A 17,804-nucleotide genomic window follows, 5' to 3' on the forward strand; every position below is an offset into this window, starting at 1 on the left:
GATGTCCGACTACATTCTTGATGTCACCGATGTCGACAAGAATTTCGGTGGCCTGCGTGCCCTGTCCGACATCAATCTTCGGGTCAAGGAGGGAACGGTTCATGCCATCATTGGCCCGAACGGGGCGGGTAAATCAACCCTGCTTAACGTCATTGTCGGCCGGTTGGCGCCAAATCGCGGGCGGGTGTTGTTGGGCAATGAAGTTCTGACCGGCAAGCATCCCTACGAAATCAATCAGCTTGGTGTGGCGCGTGTTTTCCAGACGCCGGAAATCTTCCCGGATCTGTCATTGCTGCAAAATGTGATGGTGCCCGCATTGGCCAAGCGGGATGGCGAGTTCAATATGAGCTTCCTAAAAAGCCTGTTTTCGGAACGCGAAATTCGCGCCGAAGCGGAACATATGCTCGAAGATGTTGGATTGATCGAGCATAAGGAACATCTGGCCGGTTCCATGTCGCGCGGTGACAAGCGCCGTCTTGAACTGGCCATGTGCCTGAGCCAGCGGCCCAAGCTTTTCCTGCTGGATGAACCGACCGCGGGTATGTCGCGACATGACACCAACCGCACGATTGATCTGCTTAAACGGATCAAGGAACGCGGCATGACCAAGGTGATCATCGAACATGACATGCATGTCGTGTTCAGTCTGGCAGACCGCATCAGTGTTCTGGCGCAGGGCGCGATCATCGCCGAAGGCACCCCGGAAGAGGTGCGCAACAATCCCAAGGTCAAGGAAGCCTATCTCGGAGGGGAAACTGTATGAACGCGGTCCCGCAAACCAAACCCGTCATGAAACAGGGCGGTGATCCGGCCTTCTTCTCGGTCTATGATCTGCATGCCTATTATGGCGAGAGCTATATCGTGCAGGGTGTCAGCTTTGACATTCGCGAGGGCGAAATTCTTGCCCTTCTGGGGCGTAACGGCGCCGGTAAGACATCGACCCTGCGTGCGCTTGCGCGGATGGCCGATCCGGAACTCAAGCATGGTGAAATCTGGCTCGATCATCAGCCGCTTCACACCATGAAGGCATGGCAGGCCGCCCGCCTGGGGCTGCAGCTTGTGCCCGAAGATCGCCGCATCATTCCGGGGATGACGGTTGAGCAGAATCTTGAACTGGCCCAGATTGCCGAGCCGATTGGCTGGTCGATCCAGCGCATTTACGAACTCTTCCCCCGTCTTGGTGAACGTGCCGAGCAGGAAGCGATCACCCTTTCGGGCGGGGAGCAGCAGATGCTGGCAATCGGACGGGCATTGGCGCGTGATATCAAGCTGCTGTTGCTTGATGAACCGTATGAAGGTCTTGCGCCGGTGATTGTCCAGGAGATTGAAAAGACGCTTCAAAATGTCAAAAAGCTTGGCATCACCACCATCATTGTCGAGCAGAACGCGATTGCCGCACTCAAGCTTGCGGATCGTGCGATCATCATGGATAGCGGTCAGATCGTGTTTGATGGCACAGCGCAGGCGGTTCTTGATGATACCGAGTTGCGTGATCAGTATCTCGCGATCTGATTTTTGACCAGACAGGGGGAGGATCCCGGCATCTTTGGGTAAGGGTGTGCCGGGATGTCAAAAGGCCGCGCCACTGTGCGCGGCCTTTTCCGCGTTTATGCGCTGCCGCATATATGCCAGCCAGCAGATAGCCGGTTCACAATTGCGGGTGTCCGGTGCACAATAGTTGCAGCAGACAGGCTTCATAACGGGTTGCCAAACAGCAAGCGGAAGCACGTATGGAAAATATTCGGGTCCTCGGAACCGGGCATATTGATCTGGCGCGTGATGACATGGGCGAAGTTGATATCGCCATCGGGGTGTTGCGTGCCACGCTTGCGCATGTGGCTGTTTGTGAGGAAGGTGAGGCCGGCGAGGATGCCGAAAACTGGCTCCATCCCGAAGAAGTCTCTTTGGCGCGCCGTATGAGCCACGATGGCCGTCGTATAAGCTATATCGCCGGGCGGGTTGCGGCCAAAATTTCCCTGACCAACTGGCTTGCGACCGATGAGCCGGATCGTTTCTGGGTGCGGCCGGGGGTGTTCGGGCAGCCGTTTATTGATGGCACATCGGCAATCGGGTCCGGGCTGGGGCACAAGCTTCCATGTGTCAGTATCGCGCATAGCGAGGATGCTTCCATGGCGATGGCCTATCACCGGGCGCATCCGATGGGTATCGATCTTGCGCCGATTGACGAAGATGCGATGCCGTTGCTGCAGGCGGAGCTGACCCGCGAAGAACTTGCGGTAATGGCAAAGCTTGACCTGCCGGAATGCGACGCTGCCCAGCTTCTCTGGAGCTGCAAGGAAAGCCTTGGCAAAACGCTTAATACGGCCTTGATGGTGCCGCTTCCGGTTTTCGAGGTGGCAGAGCTGATAGAAGAACCGCCCTTTATCACGATCCATTATCGCAATTTCGAGCAATTCCGCACGATTGCCTGCCGCAATCAAACCGGCTGGTTTACCCTGACCCTGCCACGTGAAACCGAAATTACCGATACGTCATGGCTTGAATGTATCTGATTGTGTCGGCGGAGGTGCCTAGCTGGTTTCGACTGCCAGCCCTTCAAAGTCTTTCAGGACGTTGAGCACAATCGAGGTTTTGACATGCTGCACGGAATCGTGGGGCAGCAAAACCTCGTTTACGAAATGCGAAAGGGCGGCAAGGTCCTTGGTCACGACCTTCAGGTGATAATCCATTTCCCCGGTCAGGGAATAGGCTTCGAGCACTTCGGGAAGGTTCGCCAGCAGTTCGGAAAACCGTTTGGCATTGTCGCGATTATGCGTCGCCAGGGTTACGGAAATCACGACCATCAGACCAAGGCCCATTTTTTGCCGGTCAATATCGGCACGGTATCCGCGAATGAAACCTTCGGCCTCAAGCCGGGCGCGGCGGCGCGAGCATTGTGACGGTGATAACGCGATCCGTTCTGACAGATCATTGTTGGTCAGGCGTCCGTCGCGCTGCAATTCGGCAAGCAGTTTCAGATCAAGTTTATCAAGTTGCGTCATTCATGCACCATTTTGACCATTCACGCATGATATGTGTATGAAATGGCGAAAATCAACCGTGAATGCACGCACATTGCGGGCGATCTGGCGCAAGATAGGTCCATAACAAGAACCTTTCTAATTCCAGATCAAGGAGCCTTCGATGGGACCGTTTCCACATGATGCCCCCCGCGCAACGATCACGGCCGATAACCCGGCCGGAACCGATGGCTTTGAGTTCGTCGAATTTGCCCATGAAGAGGCTGAAAAGCTTGAAACCCTGTTTACGCGCATGGGCTATACGCCGGTTGCCAAGCACAAATCAAAAAACATCACCGTCTGGCGTCAGGGTGACATCAACTACATCCTGAATGCCGAGCCCGGTTCGCATGGCATGAAGTTTGTTGCAAAGCACGGTCCCTGTGCACCGTCGATGGCGTGGCGGGTGGTGGATGCCAAACATGCCTTTGATCACGCGGTTTCCAAGGGGGCGGAGCCATATCTTGGCGATGACAAGACCCTTGATGTCCCGGCGATTGTCGGCATTGGCGGGTCGATTTTGTATTTCATCGATGCGTATGGTGAAACCGGTTCGGCCTATGACGCGGAATTTGACTGGCTGGGCGAACGCGACCCGAAACCCGAAGGGGTCGGTTTCTATTATCTCGACCATCTGACGCATAATGTCTATCGCGGCAACATGGATAAATGGTGGGATTTCTATCGGGAGCTTTTCAATTTCAAACAGATCCACTTCTTTGATATTGCGGGTAAAATCACCGGTCTGGTCAGCCGCGCGATTACATCGCCGTGCGGCAAAATCCGTATTCCGCTTAACGAATCAACCGATGACAAAAGCCAGATTGAGGAGTACCTCAAAAAATACAACGGTGAAGGCATCCAGCACATCGCGGTGGGGACGGATGGCATTTATGACGCCACCGACAAGCTTGCGGCCAATGACCTTAAATTCATGCCGGGTCCGCCCGATACCTATTACGAACAATCCCATGACCGTGTGCAGGGCCATGACGAGCCGATTGAGCGCATGAAAAAACATGGCATCCTGATTGATGGCGAGGGCGTTGTGGATGGCGGCATGACCAAAATCCTGTTGCAGATTTTCTCGAAAACCGTGATCGGCCCCATCTTCTTTGAATTCATCCAGCGCAAGGGCGATGAAGGCTTTGGCGAGGGCAATTTCCGCGCCCTGTTTGAAAGCATCGAAGAAGACCAGATCCGTCGCGGCGTTCTGAAAGTTGATGCAGCGGAATAAGGGTAGCTGAATAGGGCAGGCGGATTAAATTGCTCCTGCCCAAGGTATTGAAAAATATAACCTTCTCGCTGCATTGAGCTTTGGTTGGGAACTTTTTCCGGATTTTTTAGAAAAAGTTCTTGATTTGTTCTTTTGGTTGTGTCATAAAGATAAAGTCAACAGGACAAATGGGTCCGGAGACAAAACCCGCAAAGCGTGATTCGCTTTTGCGGGTTTTTTGCGTTTCGGGCGGCAAAGACAGGAATGGGATGATGATGGGGCAGCGATCTGATCGTCTGAAAGGGCGATGGCGATATCGCCAACGGGCCGTGAATGGCGCATGGAAAAGTCATTACGGCGGTGGTGCGTCCGGGCCGTAAAGCCGCGGGAAATTTACGAAAAACGGTTGTTTATCATGACGGGAGAGGTGTGCCCTTTGGGTAAGGGCGTTTGTTCGGAGCAGCGGGAGCCGGGGCCAAGTCGGTCCAGTTCAGTCCGGTCGGTGAAGCGTGATAATGCCGAGAATCAGCGGGCCCGAATTGCGCCCGGATTGGGTCGGCACTGGATCGGTTGGCCGGGGTGCCGGGATTGGCTGGCGGAATTGATTGCCAGCGGGCCGATGGATCGTTCGGAGATGCCGAAAGGCCGGTCATCGATGGCGGGATTTGTGCCTGCCATGCGGCAGTGTTCTTGCCTTTGGGGTGGGGTGCGTTTTCGCCGTCCATCGAAAGCCAGAAATTTTTGTTTGGGGCAGCGGGGACTGGGGCGAGGCCGGTCTGGTGCTGCCCGGTTCAGTTCATCCCCGTCTCGTCCTGTCCGCTTTCGTCTGGCCCACCCGGTCGGTGGCGTTTGGCGATGCCGGGGGCTGCGGGGTGGCTGGATTGGCTTGGTGATTGATCAAATCGTTATTCCGGGCGCAGCGGAGCGCAGACCCGGAATCCGTGCCCGATTGAAAGAGACTGGATTCCCGCCTTCGCGGGAATGACGATCTGGTTGGGAATGCTTTGTCAGCGGTCTGGGGTTGGATGGAGTCGGGATTGGATTTGCTTGGTTGCCAGCAGGCCGATGGTGCATTCGGGCATGTCGGGAGGTCGGGCATCGATGGCAGGATTTGTGCCTGCCATGCGATGACGTCGTTGTCCTTGGTTGGGCTGCATTTCCGGTATGGACCGAAACCGGTCAAGCCGGGGCCTGATCCCTAGTAGGCCCCAAACCCCAGAATATGCGGCAGCCACAGGACCAGACCGGGGATGGCGACCATCAGGATGACGCGGACAATATCGGCGGCGAGGAAGGGCAGGATGCCGCGGGACAGGGTGGTGATTGTCATGTCCGATGACACGCCCTGAATGATGAACAGGTTCATGCCAATCGGCGGCGTGATCAGGCCGATTTCAACAACCGATACCAGAACAACCCCGAACCAGACCGGATCATAGCCGACGCCGGTGATCACGCCATATGCAGGCACCACCGTCAGAAGGATCATGGAAAGGCTGTCCATGAAGCATCCGAGCACGACGTAAAACACCAGAAGTGCTATCAGCACGACAAGCGGTGAATAGCCCTGTGTGGTGATCCAGTCCACGAGAGTTTGGGTCAGGCCGCTGGTTTCGATGAAGAAGTTGAACAGCGCCGCCCCGATCAGGATCAGGAAAATCATCCCGGTCATGCCGGCGGTTTCGCGAATGCCGGTGCGTAAAACCGTCCAGTTCAGGCGTTTGCGCAAAAACGCAAACAGCAGGGCACCACCGGCACCAACCGCCGCGGCTTCTGTGGGGGAAAACAGGCCGGCATAAATCCCGCCGATTACCAGAACGATCAAGACGATGGCATCCCACATGCGCAGCAAGGCACCCCAGCGCTGTGACCAGGGGACATAGTCGCTGACCGGGGCGAGGGAAGGATTACGCATGACCTGAATTCGGATGGAGGCGATGTAAAGTACCGTGGCCAGAAGGCCCGGGATCATCGCACCGGCAAACAGGGCACCAATGGATTGTTCGGTCATCAGGGCGTAAATCACCAGAAGGATCGAGGGCGGGATCAGGACGCCAAGCGTGCCGCCCGCGGCAATCGATGCCCCGGCAAGGCTTTTGGCATAGCCGCGTTCGCGCATTTCAGGAAGGGCGACCCGGCCCATGGTGGCACAGGTCGCAAGCGATGAGCCGCAAATCGCACCAAATACCGCACTGGCCCCGATGCTGGATGCGGCCAGGCCGCCCGGTCGATGGCCGGAAAATGCGGTAATGCCGCGAAACAGATTACCTGATAGCCCGGAATGGGAGGCAAACACGCCCATGAAAATGAACAGCGGCACCACCGAAAGGCCATAGGGGAATATCGCCTCGAACGGGAGGCTTGCCATGACGTAGCTTGCCGACATCCAGTCGGTCAGAAGCAAGGTGCCGATGATGCCGACAACCGCCATTGCGACCGCGACCGGTACACGCAAAAGGGCCAGTGCGAGTGCCGCCACAAACCCAATCAATCCCGCCCATTCCGTCGCCATCAGCTCTTCTCGTCCGTTAAAAGCAGTTTTAGAAATTGCACAAGACACACCAGTGTCGAGATCGCCATGCCGGTCAGAAGGAAGGCCCAGAACAGGATCATCGGGATCGCAAGGTTTTGCGACACATCGCCATAGGTCCATTGTTCCATCGCGCGACCCCATGACAGATAAAGCAGGAAGGCCATCAGCCCGGCGCATAAAAGCGGGATCAATCGATCAATGGTTTTAAACAGGATGCGAAGGCGGTTCTTGCCGATCAGATCGACGGTGACATGGGCATGGGCGCTAAAGGCATAGGGGATGGCCCATGAGGCGGCGGCCATGACGCAAAACTGGGTCAGGTCGACTGCCCCCACCAGCGATTGCCCGCCAATGCGCCGCCAGACGATATCGATCACCACAATGGCAATCGCCCCGATCAGGGCCGCCATGCCGACAAAGGCAAGAATGTCGGTCAGCCGGTTCATGAAGTGATCAATGTGGCAGACCGCGGCATAAAGCCGCGATCCACCGGATTTTTCAGCGTGATGCGTCATTTGTCGCCAGCGTGATATTTGGCATCAAATTCCGCGATCAGTTCCTGCGCGCGTTTATAGATGGCGTCGGGGTCGGAGACGCCCTTTTCCTTCAGCCCGGCCAGATATTCCTTGATCATCGGCTGGGATGCTTCCTGCCATTTGGCACGGGTGGCGTCATCAATCGTGATGATTTCATTGCCATGCTGTTCGGCATTGGCCTTGCCAACGGCTTCCCATTTGGTCCACCAGTCGCCAAATTTGCCGACAAGGACGTCGCCGGAAATTTCGTCAATGGCGGCACGGACATCATCGGGCAGGCTGTCATATTTTTTCTGGTTCATCACGAAATAGAAGCCGGCGGTATAGGCTGCGGCATCGGTGTGATATTTCAGCAGTTCGTTGGCCTTGACCGCGTTGACCAGATCCCAGGTGGCAACCAGACCTTCGATATTGCCCTTTTGCAGGTTTTCGTAAATCGCCGATGGCGGCAGGCCGACCGGGGATGCGCCAAAGGATTCCAGCATGGCCGAAATCGCCGGGCTTGGCGTTCTGAGGCGAAGGCCCTTGAGATCGTCAAGGGATCGAACCGGGTTATCAAGGGTGTGGATCAGGCCGCCTGGGTGGGTGAACAGGGCAAGGAGCTTGAAGTCGTTATAGTCGCTGCCAAGCAGGCCTTCCTTGTAAAGCGTCCAAAGGGTTTCGGACCCGGAATCGGCATATTTCACCAGAAACGGCAGTTCAATGATCGAGGCGGCCGGATAGCGGTCACGCGGGATGCCGTTCAGGCCCACGGCCATATCCATCACACCTGCGCGGACCTGATCGGCCTGACGGTCGATTTTGCCAAAGGCCGATGTCGCGTCATAAATTTCGACTTCGACCTTGCCGTTGGTTTTTTCCGAAAGTTCCTTGCCCCAGCTTTCGAGGAAGTCTTTCTGGAAGCCGTGGCTTGGCGGCAGATAGTGGCTGACCTTCAGCGTGATGTCGGCGGCCTGTGCGATGCCCGCACCGGCCAGAATGGTTGCCCCGGCCAGAAGCCCAAGCAGTGTGTTGCGAAGTTTCATCGGTTTCATGTTCCTCTCCCTGTTTTTTTGATCGTGCTTTTGATCGGTCCGGTGCCAAGGGCGCATCACGGCCGCTGATGGGCTTTCCACGTTCTGATCATCGGTGTGGAGTGCTGTTTTTTCTTTGAATTGGAATTATGATATATATAATCAATTACGCAATATGAAATTTATGCAGGTAAATTTTGACCAAAGCCCCATCGAAAAACATCCCGGTTGCGGATAGCGACATCGATATTTCGGACGCGGTTGATGCCGCTGATGCCGCTGATGCTGCGGATACGCGCAAAGGCATTCAGTCGGTCGAGGTCAGTGGCGTAATTATCGCGGCATTGTGCGATTTCAAATTCCCGGTGCCGTTAAAGGATCTGGCGGCGGCGGTGGATATGCCACCGGCCAAGGTTCATCGTTATCTGGCGAGCCTGGTGCGGATCGGTCTTGCCTGGCAGGATGATCAGACCGGGCTTTATGGCCTCGGGCCGATGGCGTTGCGGATGGCTATTTCGGCAATTGAACGCAATGATGTGGTGATGCGCGCCGGAAGGCTTTTGCGCAATCTGGCGATTGATTTGCGGTCATCCGGGCATCTGGCGATCTGGGGCGAGCGGGGGCCGGTCCTGATCCGGACCGAACATGGTGGCCCGCCGATCATATCGACCATGGGGCTTGGCACGGTGATGCCGTTATTGCGGTCCGCGACCGGGCAGGCGTTTTTATCGACCATGCCGCGCAGCGCGATCGAGCATGTGATCCGGGCCGAGCAGGATATCCTGCATTGGGATGATGCGACGGTGGATCGGCTGATTGCCGCGACACGCGAACGCGGTGCGGCGGTGATCGAAGGCGATATCGTGCCGGGCTTATCGGCGATCAGTGCGCCGGTCTATAATCTGGACGGGGCGGTGGCGTGTTGCGTGACCCTGATGAACCCGAAGGCCAATTATTTTCAGCCGGGGCAACCGGCCTTTGATGTGTTTTTACGCGCGATTGCCGATTTTACCCAAAGCTGGGGCGGGAAGCCGCGTGATGAGGCCGACGCCATTCAAACAGTACTTGTTAAAGGTCATTCAGCTTTGTCAGGAGGTCGGAAAGGCGTTTGAAATCCGCATCGCCCAGAAAATCGCGGACCTTTTTGTCATAGGCCACGCCCGCCTCGCACAGTGACTGAAAGGCCGATTGGCCCTGTGAGGTCAGTTCAAGGCGATGAACGCGACGATCATTTTCGTTCTGGGCGCGTCGGAGCCAGCGGCGTTGTTCGATGGAAAAAACGGCACGCGATACCTTGGTTTTGTGAAGCCCCGTATGGGTTACGATTTCGGTTGCGGTTAGTGCGCCATATTGCCCAAGGGTTGCCAGAACCCGCCATTCGGACCGCGTCATCCGGTATCGGTCGCGATAGATGTCGCGGAAGCCAAGACTGACCTTTTCGCTGGCGTGATGCATCAGAAACGGCAGAAAGCGGTGCAGATCGAATTCGGATTTCATGGCTTTAAAAGGCTGTTTGATAGTTACAAAAATTACAGTTACGGATGTAACTATATCGAAGATTGGTAGGAAAAAGGCAATGACGGATCACAACGTTACCAAGGGAAATGCCGAAAACGGCGTTGCGAACGATCTGCGTTACATGCCCGGTTTTGGCAATGATTTTGAAACCGAAAGTCTGCCCGGTGCCTTGCCGCAGGGGCAGAACAGCCCGCAGAAATGTGCCTATGGGCTTTATGCCGAACAGCTTTCGGGGTCGCCCTTTACCGCGCCGCGCGGCACCAATGAACGGTCGTGGCTTTATCGCATGCGACCCAGCGTGCGCCATAACGGGCGGTTCAAATCCTTTGCCCTTCCGGAATGGAAAACCGCCCCGTGTGTGAATGACCATAGCCTTGCACTTGGTCAGTTGCGCTGGGACCCGGTGCCGATGCCAACCGAACCAACCGATTTCATTTCCGGTATGCGCACGGTGACCACGGCCGGGGACGCCATGACCCAGACCGGCATGGCAAGCCACGTTTATGTGTGCAACACCGATATGGTGGATGATTATTTTTTCAATGCGGATGGCGAATTGCTGGTGGTGCCCGAAAGCGGCACGCTTCGCATCTTTACCGAACTTGGCATCATGGATGTCGCGCCGCTTGAAATCGCGCTGATCCCGCGGGGCATGATGTTCAAGGTTTCGATCGTAACACCCGGGATTGATGGCGGCGCGCGGGGTTATGTTTGCGAAAATTACGGGGCGAAATTCACCCTGCCGGAACGCGGGCCGATCGGGGCCAACTGCCTTGCAAATCCGCGTGATTTCAAAACGCCCGTTGCGGCCTATGAGGACAAGGAAACGCCGTGCCGTATCCTGATCAAATGGTGCGGGCAGTTTCATGAAACCGGGATCGGGCATTCGCCGCTGGATGTTGTGGCGTGGCATGGAAACTATACCCCGTTCAAATATGATCTTCGGACATTTTCGCCGGTGGGCGCGATCCTGTTTGATCATCCCGATCCGTCGATCTTTACCGTGCTGACCGCACCGTCGGGCGAGGCCGGAACGGCAAATATTGATTTTGTCATCTTCCCGCCGCGCTGGATGGTGGCGGAACATACCTTCCGCCCGCCATGGTATCACCGCAATATCATGTCGGAATTCATGGGGCTGATTTGTGGTCAGTATGACGCCAAGGAAAAGGGTTTTGTTCCCGGTGGCATGAGCCTGCATAACATGATGCTGCCCCATGGGCCGGATGCGTTCGGTTTTGAAAAGGCATCGAACGGGGAGCTTGGTCCGCAGAAGCTTGAGGGCACCATGGCCTTCATGTTTGAAACCCGTTTTCCGCAGCAACTGACGAAATTTGCCGCCGAACTTGAAACGCTTCAGGATGATTATCTTGACTGCTGGGACGGGTTGGAACGCAAATTTGATGGCACGCCGGAAGGTCGCCCGTAAACGGCGACCGGTAAAAAGAACATCACAGGACTTAACGACAGGAATGCCGGAGGCATAAAAACCGATGAAACTCGCAACCCTTAAAAACGGCACCCGTGACGGCCAGCTTGTGCTGGTGACCAAAGACCTTAAAGAATATGTCGATGCCAGCGCGATTGCGCCGACAATGCAGGCAGCGCTTGATAACTGGGATAAAGTTGCACCGCGCCTGAAAGAACTGGCCGATGAAATCGCCGCCGGATCGACGATTGCCAAACGTTTCGCGCTTGATGAAACCAAGCTGCATTCACCCCTGCCGCGTGCGTTTCAGTGGGCGGATGGGTCGGCCTATGTCAACCATGTCGAACTGGTGCGCAAGGCGCGCGGGGCGGAAATGCCCGAAACATTCTGGACCGATCCGCTGATGTATCAGGGTGGTTCGGACAGTTTCCTGGGACCGCGTGATGATATCCGCATGGCCGATACGGCATGGGGCATTGATATGGAAGGCGAGATTGCCGTTATCACCGGTGACGTGCCGATGGGCGCATCGATTGATCAGGCGCGCGATGCGATCCGTCTGATCATGCTGGTCAATGATGTGTCGTTGCGGGGCCTTATCCCCGGTGAACTTGCCAAGGGGTTTGGTTTCTTCCAGTCCAAGCCGTCCTCGGCCTTTTCGCCGGTGGCGGTGACGCCCGATGAGCTTGGCGATGCGTGGGATGGCGGCAAGGTACACCTGCCGCTTTGCGTTGATCTGAATGAAAAGCCGTTTGGGCGGGCCAATGCCGGGGTCGATATGACCTTTGATTTTGCCCAACTGATCGCGCATGCCGCCAAGACCCGCCCGCTTTGTGCGGGATCGATCATCGGGTCGGGTACGGTTTCGAACAAGCTTGACGGTGGTCCGGGCAAGCCGGTGGCACAGGGTGGGGCGGGTTATTCCTGCATTGCCGAAATCCGCATGATCGAAACCATTGAAAATGGCAAACCGGAAACCCCGTTCATGCAGTTTGGTGATCGGGTGCGGATCGAGATGCTTGATGCCGATGGTCAGTCGATCTTTGGGGCGATTGACCAGAGTGTCGTGAAGTACGCACCATGAGCGACGTCATCCTGTATGATTATTGGCGGTCTTCGGCCAGCTATCGGGTCAGGATTGCACTTTCGCTGATGGATATGGCGTATCAATCCGTTGCGGTTGATCTTCTGGCGGGGGCGCATAAAGCGCCCGATTTCCGCAAGCGCAATCCTCAGGGGTTGGTACCGGCCCTTGAGATTGATGGGCTTGTTCTGACGCAGTCACTCGCGATCATCGAATATCTGGATGAGACCCGCAGCCATGCAGGGTTCCTGCCCAAGGATGCGGTGGGGCGGCAACGGGTGCGTGCGCTTTCGCATGCGATTGCGATGGATATTCACCCGATCTGCAATCTGGGTGTTGTCGGCAATGTCATGAAGCAGGCCGAAGCCCACGGCGAAGATCCGGCGAAGGTGCGGCTGGCATGGATGGGGAAATATATCGGCGAGGGGCTTGAGGCGTTCGAGCGGCTTCTGGACCATCCGGGGACGGGCAGCTTTTGCCATGGGGATCGGCCATCAATGGCCGATATCTGTTTGATCCCGCAGATATATAATGCCCGGCGGTGGGAGGTTGATTTAAGCCACCTTCCGATGGTCAATCGCATTGCCGAACGGTGCCTTGCGATGGACGCGTTTGCACGCGCCCATCCTGATCTTGCAAAGCCGAGGGATTAAAGAACGCGGGCATAAATCGCGCGGGCATCGTCAAACGTGACCTCGCGCGGGTTATTGATCAGCAACCGTTCGACTTTCATGGCATCGGTTGCAAGCATATCAAGGTCGGTTTCTGCGACACCGACATCGCGCAGTTTTTGCGCAAACGGCATGCGCGCGACCATTGCCGCGATAAAGGCGATGAAGGCGTCGCATGCCTCGGCATCGCTGGAAAAGCGTTGGTCCGGCATGACGGCACTGGCGAGCTCGCCATAATGTTGCATCGCAGCATCGCGGTTGAATTTGAGGACCTCGGTCAGGACGAGGGCATTGGATAATCCGTGCGGCACGTGAAAATGCCCGCCCAGCGGATAGGCCAGCGCATGGACCGCTGCGACCGGGGCATTGGCAAATGCCATTCCGGCCATCATGGATCCCTGCAACATTGCTTCGCGCGCGGCACGGCCGGGATTTGCCGAAATCGCGTCGTCGATATGGGCTGTCATCAGTTGCAATGCCCGGATGGCGAGGCTGTCGGACAGGGGATTTTTCTTGTGTTTTGTCGTATAGGCCTCGATCGCATGCACCATGGCATCGATGCCCGTCGCGGCCGTGATCGGGGCAGGCAAGCCCATGGTCAGTTCCGCATCAAGCAGTGCAAGATCGGGATAGAGCAGCGGGGAAACGACACCCTTTTTTTCCGATGTCGGCGTGGTGACGATGGAAATCGGGGTGACTTCGGACCCGGTGCCAGCCGTCGTCGGGACCTGTATCAGACGCAGGCGCGGGCCCGTTGCCAGACCAATCCCGTAAATATCGGCAAGGTTTTGCGGTTTGCCGCATAGCAGTGCCACCAGTTTTGCGGTATCCATCGAACTGCCGCCGCCCAGCCCGATGACAATATCGGCACCGAATTCCTGGGCATGACGGGTGGCTTCAAGGATGCTTTCCTCGGGCGGGTCGGCCTGCACGCCGGTCCAGAGCAGATAATCGACCCCGGCCTGACGGAGGGAGGCACAGGGGCCGGATGTCAGCCCGGCCTTTTCAAGGCCGGGATCGCTTAGGATGAAGGCGCGTTTTGCCCCGGTTTCGGCGCACAGTTTACCAAGTTCCTGTGCACCGCCAAACCGGCAGATTGCACGCGGGGTGGTTTCGAAGATGAAATCGGACATCTGGCTTCCCTGACTGATCATTTGTTTTGACAGCAAGGGTGCCGTGGATCCGGCCCGGCAGCAAGACGCTATTTCAGGCGGCCATGTCGGCAGGTCTGATCAATCTCGTCGCGATTGATGCCGATATCGCGCAGAATGGCGTTCGGGGATTGGCGCAGCCATGCGGCATCGCGCGCGATTTTGCGCTGTGTTGCGATATGGCGGATCGAAAGGACGAGCCAGCGCCAGACAACCGTGCCGAACGACGCATTCGCGGTCGACCCGGCATGGGGGGCGGTGGCGGCGAGGGAGTTGGTCGTGATGTGCATTGTCATGATGCTGGCTCGCTAGTTTGCTTTGCTAATGAGGTTCGAAATCGGTTTCGAACACAGGTAAAAATTAGCCCCCCTGATGCGATTTCGGTGCGCAAAGATCGCAAAAGCGTGCGAAATTTCCGCAAATTTTGCGTAAAAACGATTTTTCTTATCGGTCCGGTTCGGTCATTGTTTCGGGAGTATTCAAGACCATGCGTTTGGGGCAGGGGCATTTTGACTGAACTTGATAAATTCGACTATCGCCTGCTGGAACTGTTGCAGCAGAACAGTCGTCTGACGGGAACCGAATTATCGGCACAGGTGGGATTGTCATCGGCGGCGTGCCTTCGCCGGGTGCAGCGTTTGCGCGAAACCGGCGTGATCGAACGCGACGTTGCGATTGTGTCGCCAAAGGTATTTGGCAAACGGATGATGATCATTGTCTTGCTGACCATGGATCGCGACCGGCCGGACCGCTATATGCTGATGCGCGAGGAATTCGGCAAAATGCCCGAAGTCGTGCAATGCCATCATGTGACCGGGGCGCATGATTTCGTGCTGCGCATTCAGGTGGCCGATATGGATGAATATAGCGCGTTTGTGGACCGGGTTTTTCATGAGCCCTATATCAAGCGCTATGAAAGCCTCGCGGTTCTGGGGTCGCTTAAATAAAAACGGCGGGCACCAAAGCCCGCCGTTCGCATTTTGGATCATCAGGATTATGGCTTAGGCGAAATCAAGCGCACGGTCGCCATTGGCATCCTTGATGCGGGTCGGAAGACCCATGCCGTTCAGAAGGTTCAGGAACGGTTTGGATGGCAGTTCTTCGACATTTGCCATCTTTTTCACATCCCATTCGCCCGTGGCGATCAGCATGGCGGCTGCGACCGGCGGAACACCAGCGGTATAGGAAATGCCCTGGCTTCCGACTTCCTCGTACGCGTCTTTATGGTCGGCGACGTTATAGATCAGGACTTCGGTTTCCTTGCCGTCCTTGCTGCCCTTCACCAGATCACCGATGCAGGTTTTGCCGGTATAGTCGGGTGCGAGCGAGCTTGGATCGGGCAGGCAGGCCTTGACGACCTTGAGCGGCACGACTTCGAGGCCCTCGGCCGTCGTGACCGGTTTTTCCGAGAGCAGGCCGATATTGTTCAGGACCGTAAAGACATTGACGTAGTGATCGCCAAAGCCCATCCAGAAACGGACATTGGGCACGTCCAGATTCTGTGAGAGGGAATGAACTTCGTCATGGCCGGTCATGAAGGTCTGGCTTTCGCCGACAACCGGCATGTCCCAGATTTTCTTGACCTCGAACATCTTGTTTTCCTGCCAGGCGTTGTTCTGCCAGGAATAAACCGTGCCGGTAAATTCGCGGAAATTGATTTCCGGGTCGAAGTTGGTGGCAAAATATTTGCCGTGGCTGCCGGCATTGATGTCGATGATGTCGATCGAGTCAATCTTGTCGAAGTAATCCTCGACCGCCAGTTTGGCATAGGCATTGACCACGCCCGGATCAAAACCGACGCCCAAAATCGCGGTAATACCGGCCTTTTCGCATTCTTCACGGCGTTTCCACTCGTAATTTGCGTACCATGGCGGGGTTTCGCAGATTTTGTCCTGTTCTTCGTGGATGGCGGTGTCGAGATAGGCAACGCCCGCCTTGATGCAGGCCGACATGACCGGCATGTTGATGAAGGCAGAACCGACATTGATGACGATTTCGCAGCCGGTTTTCTTGATCAATGCGACGGTGGCATCGATATCGGTTGCGTCAAGCGCATGACCTTCGAGAACGCCGGCATTCTTCAGGTTTTTCTTTTCATGAATGCTGTCGATGATTTTCTGGCATTTTTCCGCAGTACGCGACGCAATATGGATATCGCCAAGCACATCATTATGCTGTGCACATTTGTGCGCGACCACCTGTGCGACGCCACCTGCGCCGATAATCAGAACATTCTTCTTCATTTCGGGCCAAAAACTCCCTTTTTACGAATAGATGAAACCCAAAGCGCCTTTTTACGAAAGGCTCGAAACATAATCATCGAAGGTGAACTCACGTACAACGCGTTCGCTGCCGTCGAGTTCCTTGATCACGATGGACGGCATGCCGACACCGTTGAACCAGTTCTTTTTGACCATGGTGTAACCGGCGGCATCCTGAATGGAAATGCGGTCGCCGACCCTGATCTCGTTTGCGAAATTGAATTCGCCAAAAACGTCACCGGCAAGGCAGGACTTGCCGCAGATCATATAGGCATGATCGCCTTTGTTCGGCTCAATCTTGGCGGTTTCGCGATAGATCAGAAGATCGAGCATGTGGGCCTCGATCGAGCTATCGACAATCGCAAGGTTTTTGCCATTGAACAGCGTATCAAGCACGGTGACCTCAAGGGTGGTGCTTTTGGTGATCGATGCTTCGCCCGGTTCGAGATAAACCTGAACGCCGTATTTTTCCGAGAAGGCCCTGAGCCGGGCGCAGAATTTATCAAGCGGGTAATTGTCCCCGGTGAAGTGAATGCCGCCCCCCAAGCTAACCCATTCGACGCGCGACAGAAGCGAGCCAAATTTGGTTTCAATATCGCCCAGCATGTTGTCGAACAGATCGAAATCGGCGTTTTCGCAGTTATTGTGGATCATGAAGCCGGAAATGCGGTCCATGACGGCCTCGACCTTGGTGACGTCCCATTCGCCAAGACGCGAAAACGGGCGGGCCGGATCGGCCAGATCGAAGCTGGAACTTGAAACCTGCGGGTTCAGGCGAAGGCCGCGCACGATGCCCGATGCGGCATCGGCAAAACGGTTAAGCTGGCTGATGGAATTGAAGATGATCTTGTCGGCGTTTTCGATGACTTCGTCGATTTCGGAATCGGCATAGGCCACGCTATAGGCATGGGTTTCCTTGCCGAATTTCTTGCGGCCCAGTTTGACTTCGTGCAGCGACGAGGATGTCGTGCCATCCATATAGTCCGACATGAAATCGAAGACCGACCAGGTTGCAAAGCATTTCAATGCCAGCAACGCCTTTGCGCCGGAATGTTCGCGCACATAGGCGATCTTTTCCATGTTGCGCAGCAGTTTCGATTTATCGATCAGATAATAAGGCGTATGCGGCATCGTATTCTGGTTCCTCGACCGAAGGCCCTGTTTTCAGGGACCGAAAAGACAACACGGAAAACGTCCGTCGACCGGCAAACATTCCCCGCAAGGTTCGGCATTCAAGCCCGGTTTGCGCCAACGAATTTCATACCATCGATGCGAAGGCACTTTGTGCCTGTATCGCATGCGCCGCGACCCAATAGCAGCGGGGCGCATACGGGTCAACAGTGTGACCACATTGTCTGATCGCGTGGCCTTT

At 55.9% G+C, this 17,804-nt stretch carries 18 protein-coding genes; 9 read left to right on the top strand and 9 right to left on the bottom strand.

From position 1 onward, the window contains the following. Position 1 precedes the first annotated feature (1 nt). The 3 genes from TH5_RS16400 (at position 2) to TH5_RS16410 (ending at position 2,513) form a co-directional block, all read left to right on the top strand. Positions 2–763: an ABC transporter ATP-binding protein gene (locus tag TH5_RS16400; protein WP_114122741.1), complete on the top strand. Its 762-nt coding sequence runs from the start codon at positions 2–4 to the stop codon at positions 761–763. Beyond that, positions 760–1,512 carry an ABC transporter ATP-binding protein gene (locus TH5_RS16405; RefSeq protein WP_062951494.1) on the top strand — a complete coding sequence of 251 codons (753 nt, stop codon included), beginning with the start codon at positions 760–762 and terminating at the stop codon, positions 1,510–1,512. Before TH5_RS16400 ends, TH5_RS16405 begins: the two co-directional genes overlap by 4 nt. Positions 1,513–1,730: 218 nt before the next feature. After that, a complete protein-coding gene (locus TH5_RS16410) occupies positions 1,731–2,513 on the top strand; it encodes a 4'-phosphopantetheinyl transferase family protein (protein WP_114122742.1) in 783 nt (260 codons plus the stop codon). An 18-nt stretch (positions 2,514–2,531) separates the two neighbouring features. On the opposite strand, the gene TH5_RS16415 is transcribed toward TH5_RS16410, so the two are convergent. After that, positions 2,532–3,002, bottom strand: a complete 471-nt coding sequence (locus TH5_RS16415) for an Lrp/AsnC family transcriptional regulator (protein ID WP_114122743.1) — start codon at positions 3,000–3,002, stop codon at positions 2,532–2,534. A gap of 142 nt (positions 3,003–3,144) precedes the next feature. Between TH5_RS16415 and hppD the strand changes: the two genes are divergently transcribed. Further along, positions 3,145–4,257 (top strand): 4-hydroxyphenylpyruvate dioxygenase, encoded by a 1,113-nt coding sequence (hppD, locus tag TH5_RS16420; RefSeq protein WP_114122744.1) that lies wholly within the window; start codon positions 3,145–3,147, stop codon positions 4,255–4,257. Between the two features lie 1,177 nt (positions 4,258–5,434). Here hppD and TH5_RS16435 read toward each other — a convergent pair. Genes TH5_RS16435 through TH5_RS16445 form a run of 3 tightly spaced genes read right to left on the bottom strand, consistent with a single transcriptional unit; the run spans position 5,435 to position 8,339 of the window. Continuing rightward, the gene (locus tag TH5_RS16435; protein WP_114122747.1) at positions 5,435–6,748 is read right to left on the bottom strand and encodes a TRAP transporter large permease; all 1,314 of its coding nucleotides are present in this window, start codon (positions 6,746–6,748) and stop codon (positions 5,435–5,437) included. Beyond that, complete coding sequence (locus TH5_RS16440; RefSeq protein WP_114122748.1) at positions 6,748–7,284, bottom strand: TRAP transporter small permease; 537 nt, start codon at positions 7,282–7,284, stop codon at positions 6,748–6,750. The genes TH5_RS16435 and TH5_RS16440 overlap by 1 nt, the downstream gene beginning before the upstream one ends. Continuing rightward, on the bottom strand, positions 7,281–8,339 hold the full coding sequence (locus TH5_RS16445; protein ID WP_114122749.1) for a TRAP transporter substrate-binding protein: 1,059 nt from the start codon (positions 8,337–8,339) through the stop codon (positions 7,281–7,283). Before TH5_RS16445 ends, TH5_RS16440 begins: the two co-directional genes overlap by 4 nt. 176 nt (positions 8,340–8,515) lie before the next feature. Here TH5_RS16445 and TH5_RS16450 point away from each other — a divergent pair, with 176 nt between their 5' ends. Next, positions 8,516–9,430: an IclR family transcriptional regulator gene (locus TH5_RS16450; RefSeq protein WP_114122750.1), complete on the top strand. Its 915-nt coding sequence runs from the start codon at positions 8,516–8,518 to the stop codon at positions 9,428–9,430. Here the strand turns inward: TH5_RS16450 and TH5_RS16455 are convergent. Further along, a complete protein-coding gene (locus TH5_RS16455; protein ID WP_114122751.1) occupies positions 9,387–9,815 on the bottom strand; it encodes a MarR family winged helix-turn-helix transcriptional regulator in 429 nt (142 codons plus the stop codon). The genes TH5_RS16450 and TH5_RS16455 overlap by 44 nt on opposite strands. A gap of 79 nt (positions 9,816–9,894) precedes the next feature. On the opposite strand from TH5_RS16455, the gene hmgA reads away from it, so the two are divergent. From hmgA to maiA, 3 genes are all read left to right on the top strand, one after another. After that, positions 9,895–11,265 carry a homogentisate 1,2-dioxygenase gene (gene hmgA, locus TH5_RS16460; RefSeq protein ID WP_114122752.1) on the top strand — a complete coding sequence of 457 codons (1,371 nt, stop codon included), beginning with the start codon at positions 9,895–9,897 and terminating at the stop codon, positions 11,263–11,265. A gap of 64 nt (positions 11,266–11,329) precedes the next feature. Continuing rightward, positions 11,330–12,349: a fumarylacetoacetate hydrolase family protein gene (locus TH5_RS16465; protein ID WP_114122753.1), complete on the top strand. Its 1,020-nt coding sequence runs from the start codon at positions 11,330–11,332 to the stop codon at positions 12,347–12,349. Continuing rightward, entirely contained in the window at positions 12,346–13,002 is a 657-nt protein-coding gene (gene maiA, locus TH5_RS16470) for a maleylacetoacetate isomerase (RefSeq protein WP_114122754.1), read from the top strand. The genes TH5_RS16465 and maiA overlap by 4 nt, the downstream gene beginning before the upstream one ends. On the opposite strand, the gene TH5_RS16475 is transcribed toward maiA, so the two are convergent. Both TH5_RS16475 and TH5_RS16480 read right to left on the bottom strand, forming a co-directional pair. Then, complete coding sequence (locus TH5_RS16475) at positions 12,999–14,153, bottom strand: iron-containing alcohol dehydrogenase (protein ID WP_114122772.1); 1,155 nt, start codon at positions 14,151–14,153, stop codon at positions 12,999–13,001. The two genes, maiA and TH5_RS16475, sit on opposite strands and share 4 nt — an antisense overlap. Before the next feature lie 68 nt (positions 14,154–14,221). Next, on the bottom strand, positions 14,222–14,467 hold the full coding sequence (locus tag TH5_RS16480; RefSeq protein WP_114122755.1) for a hypothetical protein: 246 nt from the start codon (positions 14,465–14,467) through the stop codon (positions 14,222–14,224). Between the two features lie 213 nt (positions 14,468–14,680). On the opposite strand from TH5_RS16480, the gene TH5_RS16485 reads away from it, so the two are divergent. After that, on the top strand, positions 14,681–15,118 hold the full coding sequence (locus tag TH5_RS16485; protein WP_062949586.1) for an Lrp/AsnC family transcriptional regulator: 438 nt from the start codon (positions 14,681–14,683) through the stop codon (positions 15,116–15,118). A 54-nt stretch (positions 15,119–15,172) separates the two neighbouring features. On the opposite strand, the gene TH5_RS16490 is transcribed toward TH5_RS16485, so the two are convergent. Both TH5_RS16490 and TH5_RS16495 read right to left on the bottom strand, forming a co-directional pair. Then, entirely contained in the window at positions 15,173–16,414 is a 1,242-nt protein-coding gene (locus TH5_RS16490; protein ID WP_114122756.1) for a saccharopine dehydrogenase family protein, read from the bottom strand. 51 nt (positions 16,415–16,465) lie between these two features. Further along, complete coding sequence (locus TH5_RS16495; protein ID WP_114122757.1) at positions 16,466–17,563, bottom strand: carboxynorspermidine decarboxylase; 1,098 nt, start codon at positions 17,561–17,563, stop codon at positions 16,466–16,468. Positions 17,564–17,804: the final 241 nt, after the last annotated feature.

The organism is Thalassospira xianhensis MCCC 1A02616 (assembly GCF_003326475.1).
GTDB classification, from domain to species: Bacteria; Pseudomonadota; Alphaproteobacteria; order Rhodospirillales; family Thalassospiraceae; genus Thalassospira; species Thalassospira xianhensis.

What these genes read in the sequence shown, in the direction of transcription:
- TH5_RS16400 (WP_114122741.1), top strand. Translation starts at nt 2, where the DNA reads ATGTCCGACTACATTCTTGATGTCACCGATGTCGACAAGAATTTCGGT.
- TH5_RS16405 (WP_062951494.1), top strand. Translation starts at nt 760, where the DNA reads ATGAACGCGGTCCCGCAAACCAAACCCGTCATGAAACAGGGCGGTGAT.
- TH5_RS16410 (WP_114122742.1), top strand. Translation starts at nt 1,731, where the DNA reads ATGGAAAATATTCGGGTCCTCGGAACCGGGCATATTGATCTGGCGCGT.
- TH5_RS16415 (WP_114122743.1), bottom strand. Translation starts at nt 3,002, where the DNA reads ATGACGCAACTTGATAAACTTGATCTGAAACTGCTTGCCGAATTGCAG.
- hppD (WP_114122744.1), top strand. Translation starts at nt 3,145, where the DNA reads ATGGGACCGTTTCCACATGATGCCCCCCGCGCAACGATCACGGCCGAT.
- TH5_RS16435 (WP_114122747.1), bottom strand. Translation starts at nt 6,748, where the DNA reads ATGGCGACGGAATGGGCGGGATTGATTGGGTTTGTGGCGGCACTCGCA.
- TH5_RS16440 (WP_114122748.1), bottom strand. Translation starts at nt 7,284, where the DNA reads ATGACGCATCACGCTGAAAAATCCGGTGGATCGCGGCTTTATGCCGCG.
- TH5_RS16445 (WP_114122749.1), bottom strand. Translation starts at nt 8,339, where the DNA reads ATGAAACCGATGAAACTTCGCAACACACTGCTTGGGCTTCTGGCCGGG.
- TH5_RS16455 (WP_114122751.1), bottom strand. Translation starts at nt 9,815, where the DNA reads ATGAAATCCGAATTCGATCTGCACCGCTTTCTGCCGTTTCTGATGCAT.
- hmgA (WP_114122752.1), top strand. Translation starts at nt 9,895, where the DNA reads ATGACGGATCACAACGTTACCAAGGGAAATGCCGAAAACGGCGTTGCG.
- TH5_RS16465 (WP_114122753.1), top strand. Translation starts at nt 11,330, where the DNA reads ATGAAACTCGCAACCCTTAAAAACGGCACCCGTGACGGCCAGCTTGTG.
- maiA (WP_114122754.1), top strand. Translation starts at nt 12,346, where the DNA reads ATGAGCGACGTCATCCTGTATGATTATTGGCGGTCTTCGGCCAGCTAT.
- TH5_RS16475 (WP_114122772.1), bottom strand. Translation starts at nt 14,153, where the DNA reads ATGTCCGATTTCATCTTCGAAACCACCCCGCGTGCAATCTGCCGGTTT.
- TH5_RS16480 (WP_114122755.1), bottom strand. Translation starts at nt 14,467, where the DNA reads ATGACAATGCACATCACGACCAACTCCCTCGCCGCCACCGCCCCCCAT.
- TH5_RS16490 (WP_114122756.1), bottom strand. Translation starts at nt 16,414, where the DNA reads ATGAAGAAGAATGTTCTGATTATCGGCGCAGGTGGCGTCGCACAGGTG.
- TH5_RS16495 (WP_114122757.1), bottom strand. Translation starts at nt 17,563, where the DNA reads ATGCCGCATACGCCTTATTATCTGATCGATAAATCGAAACTGCTGCGC.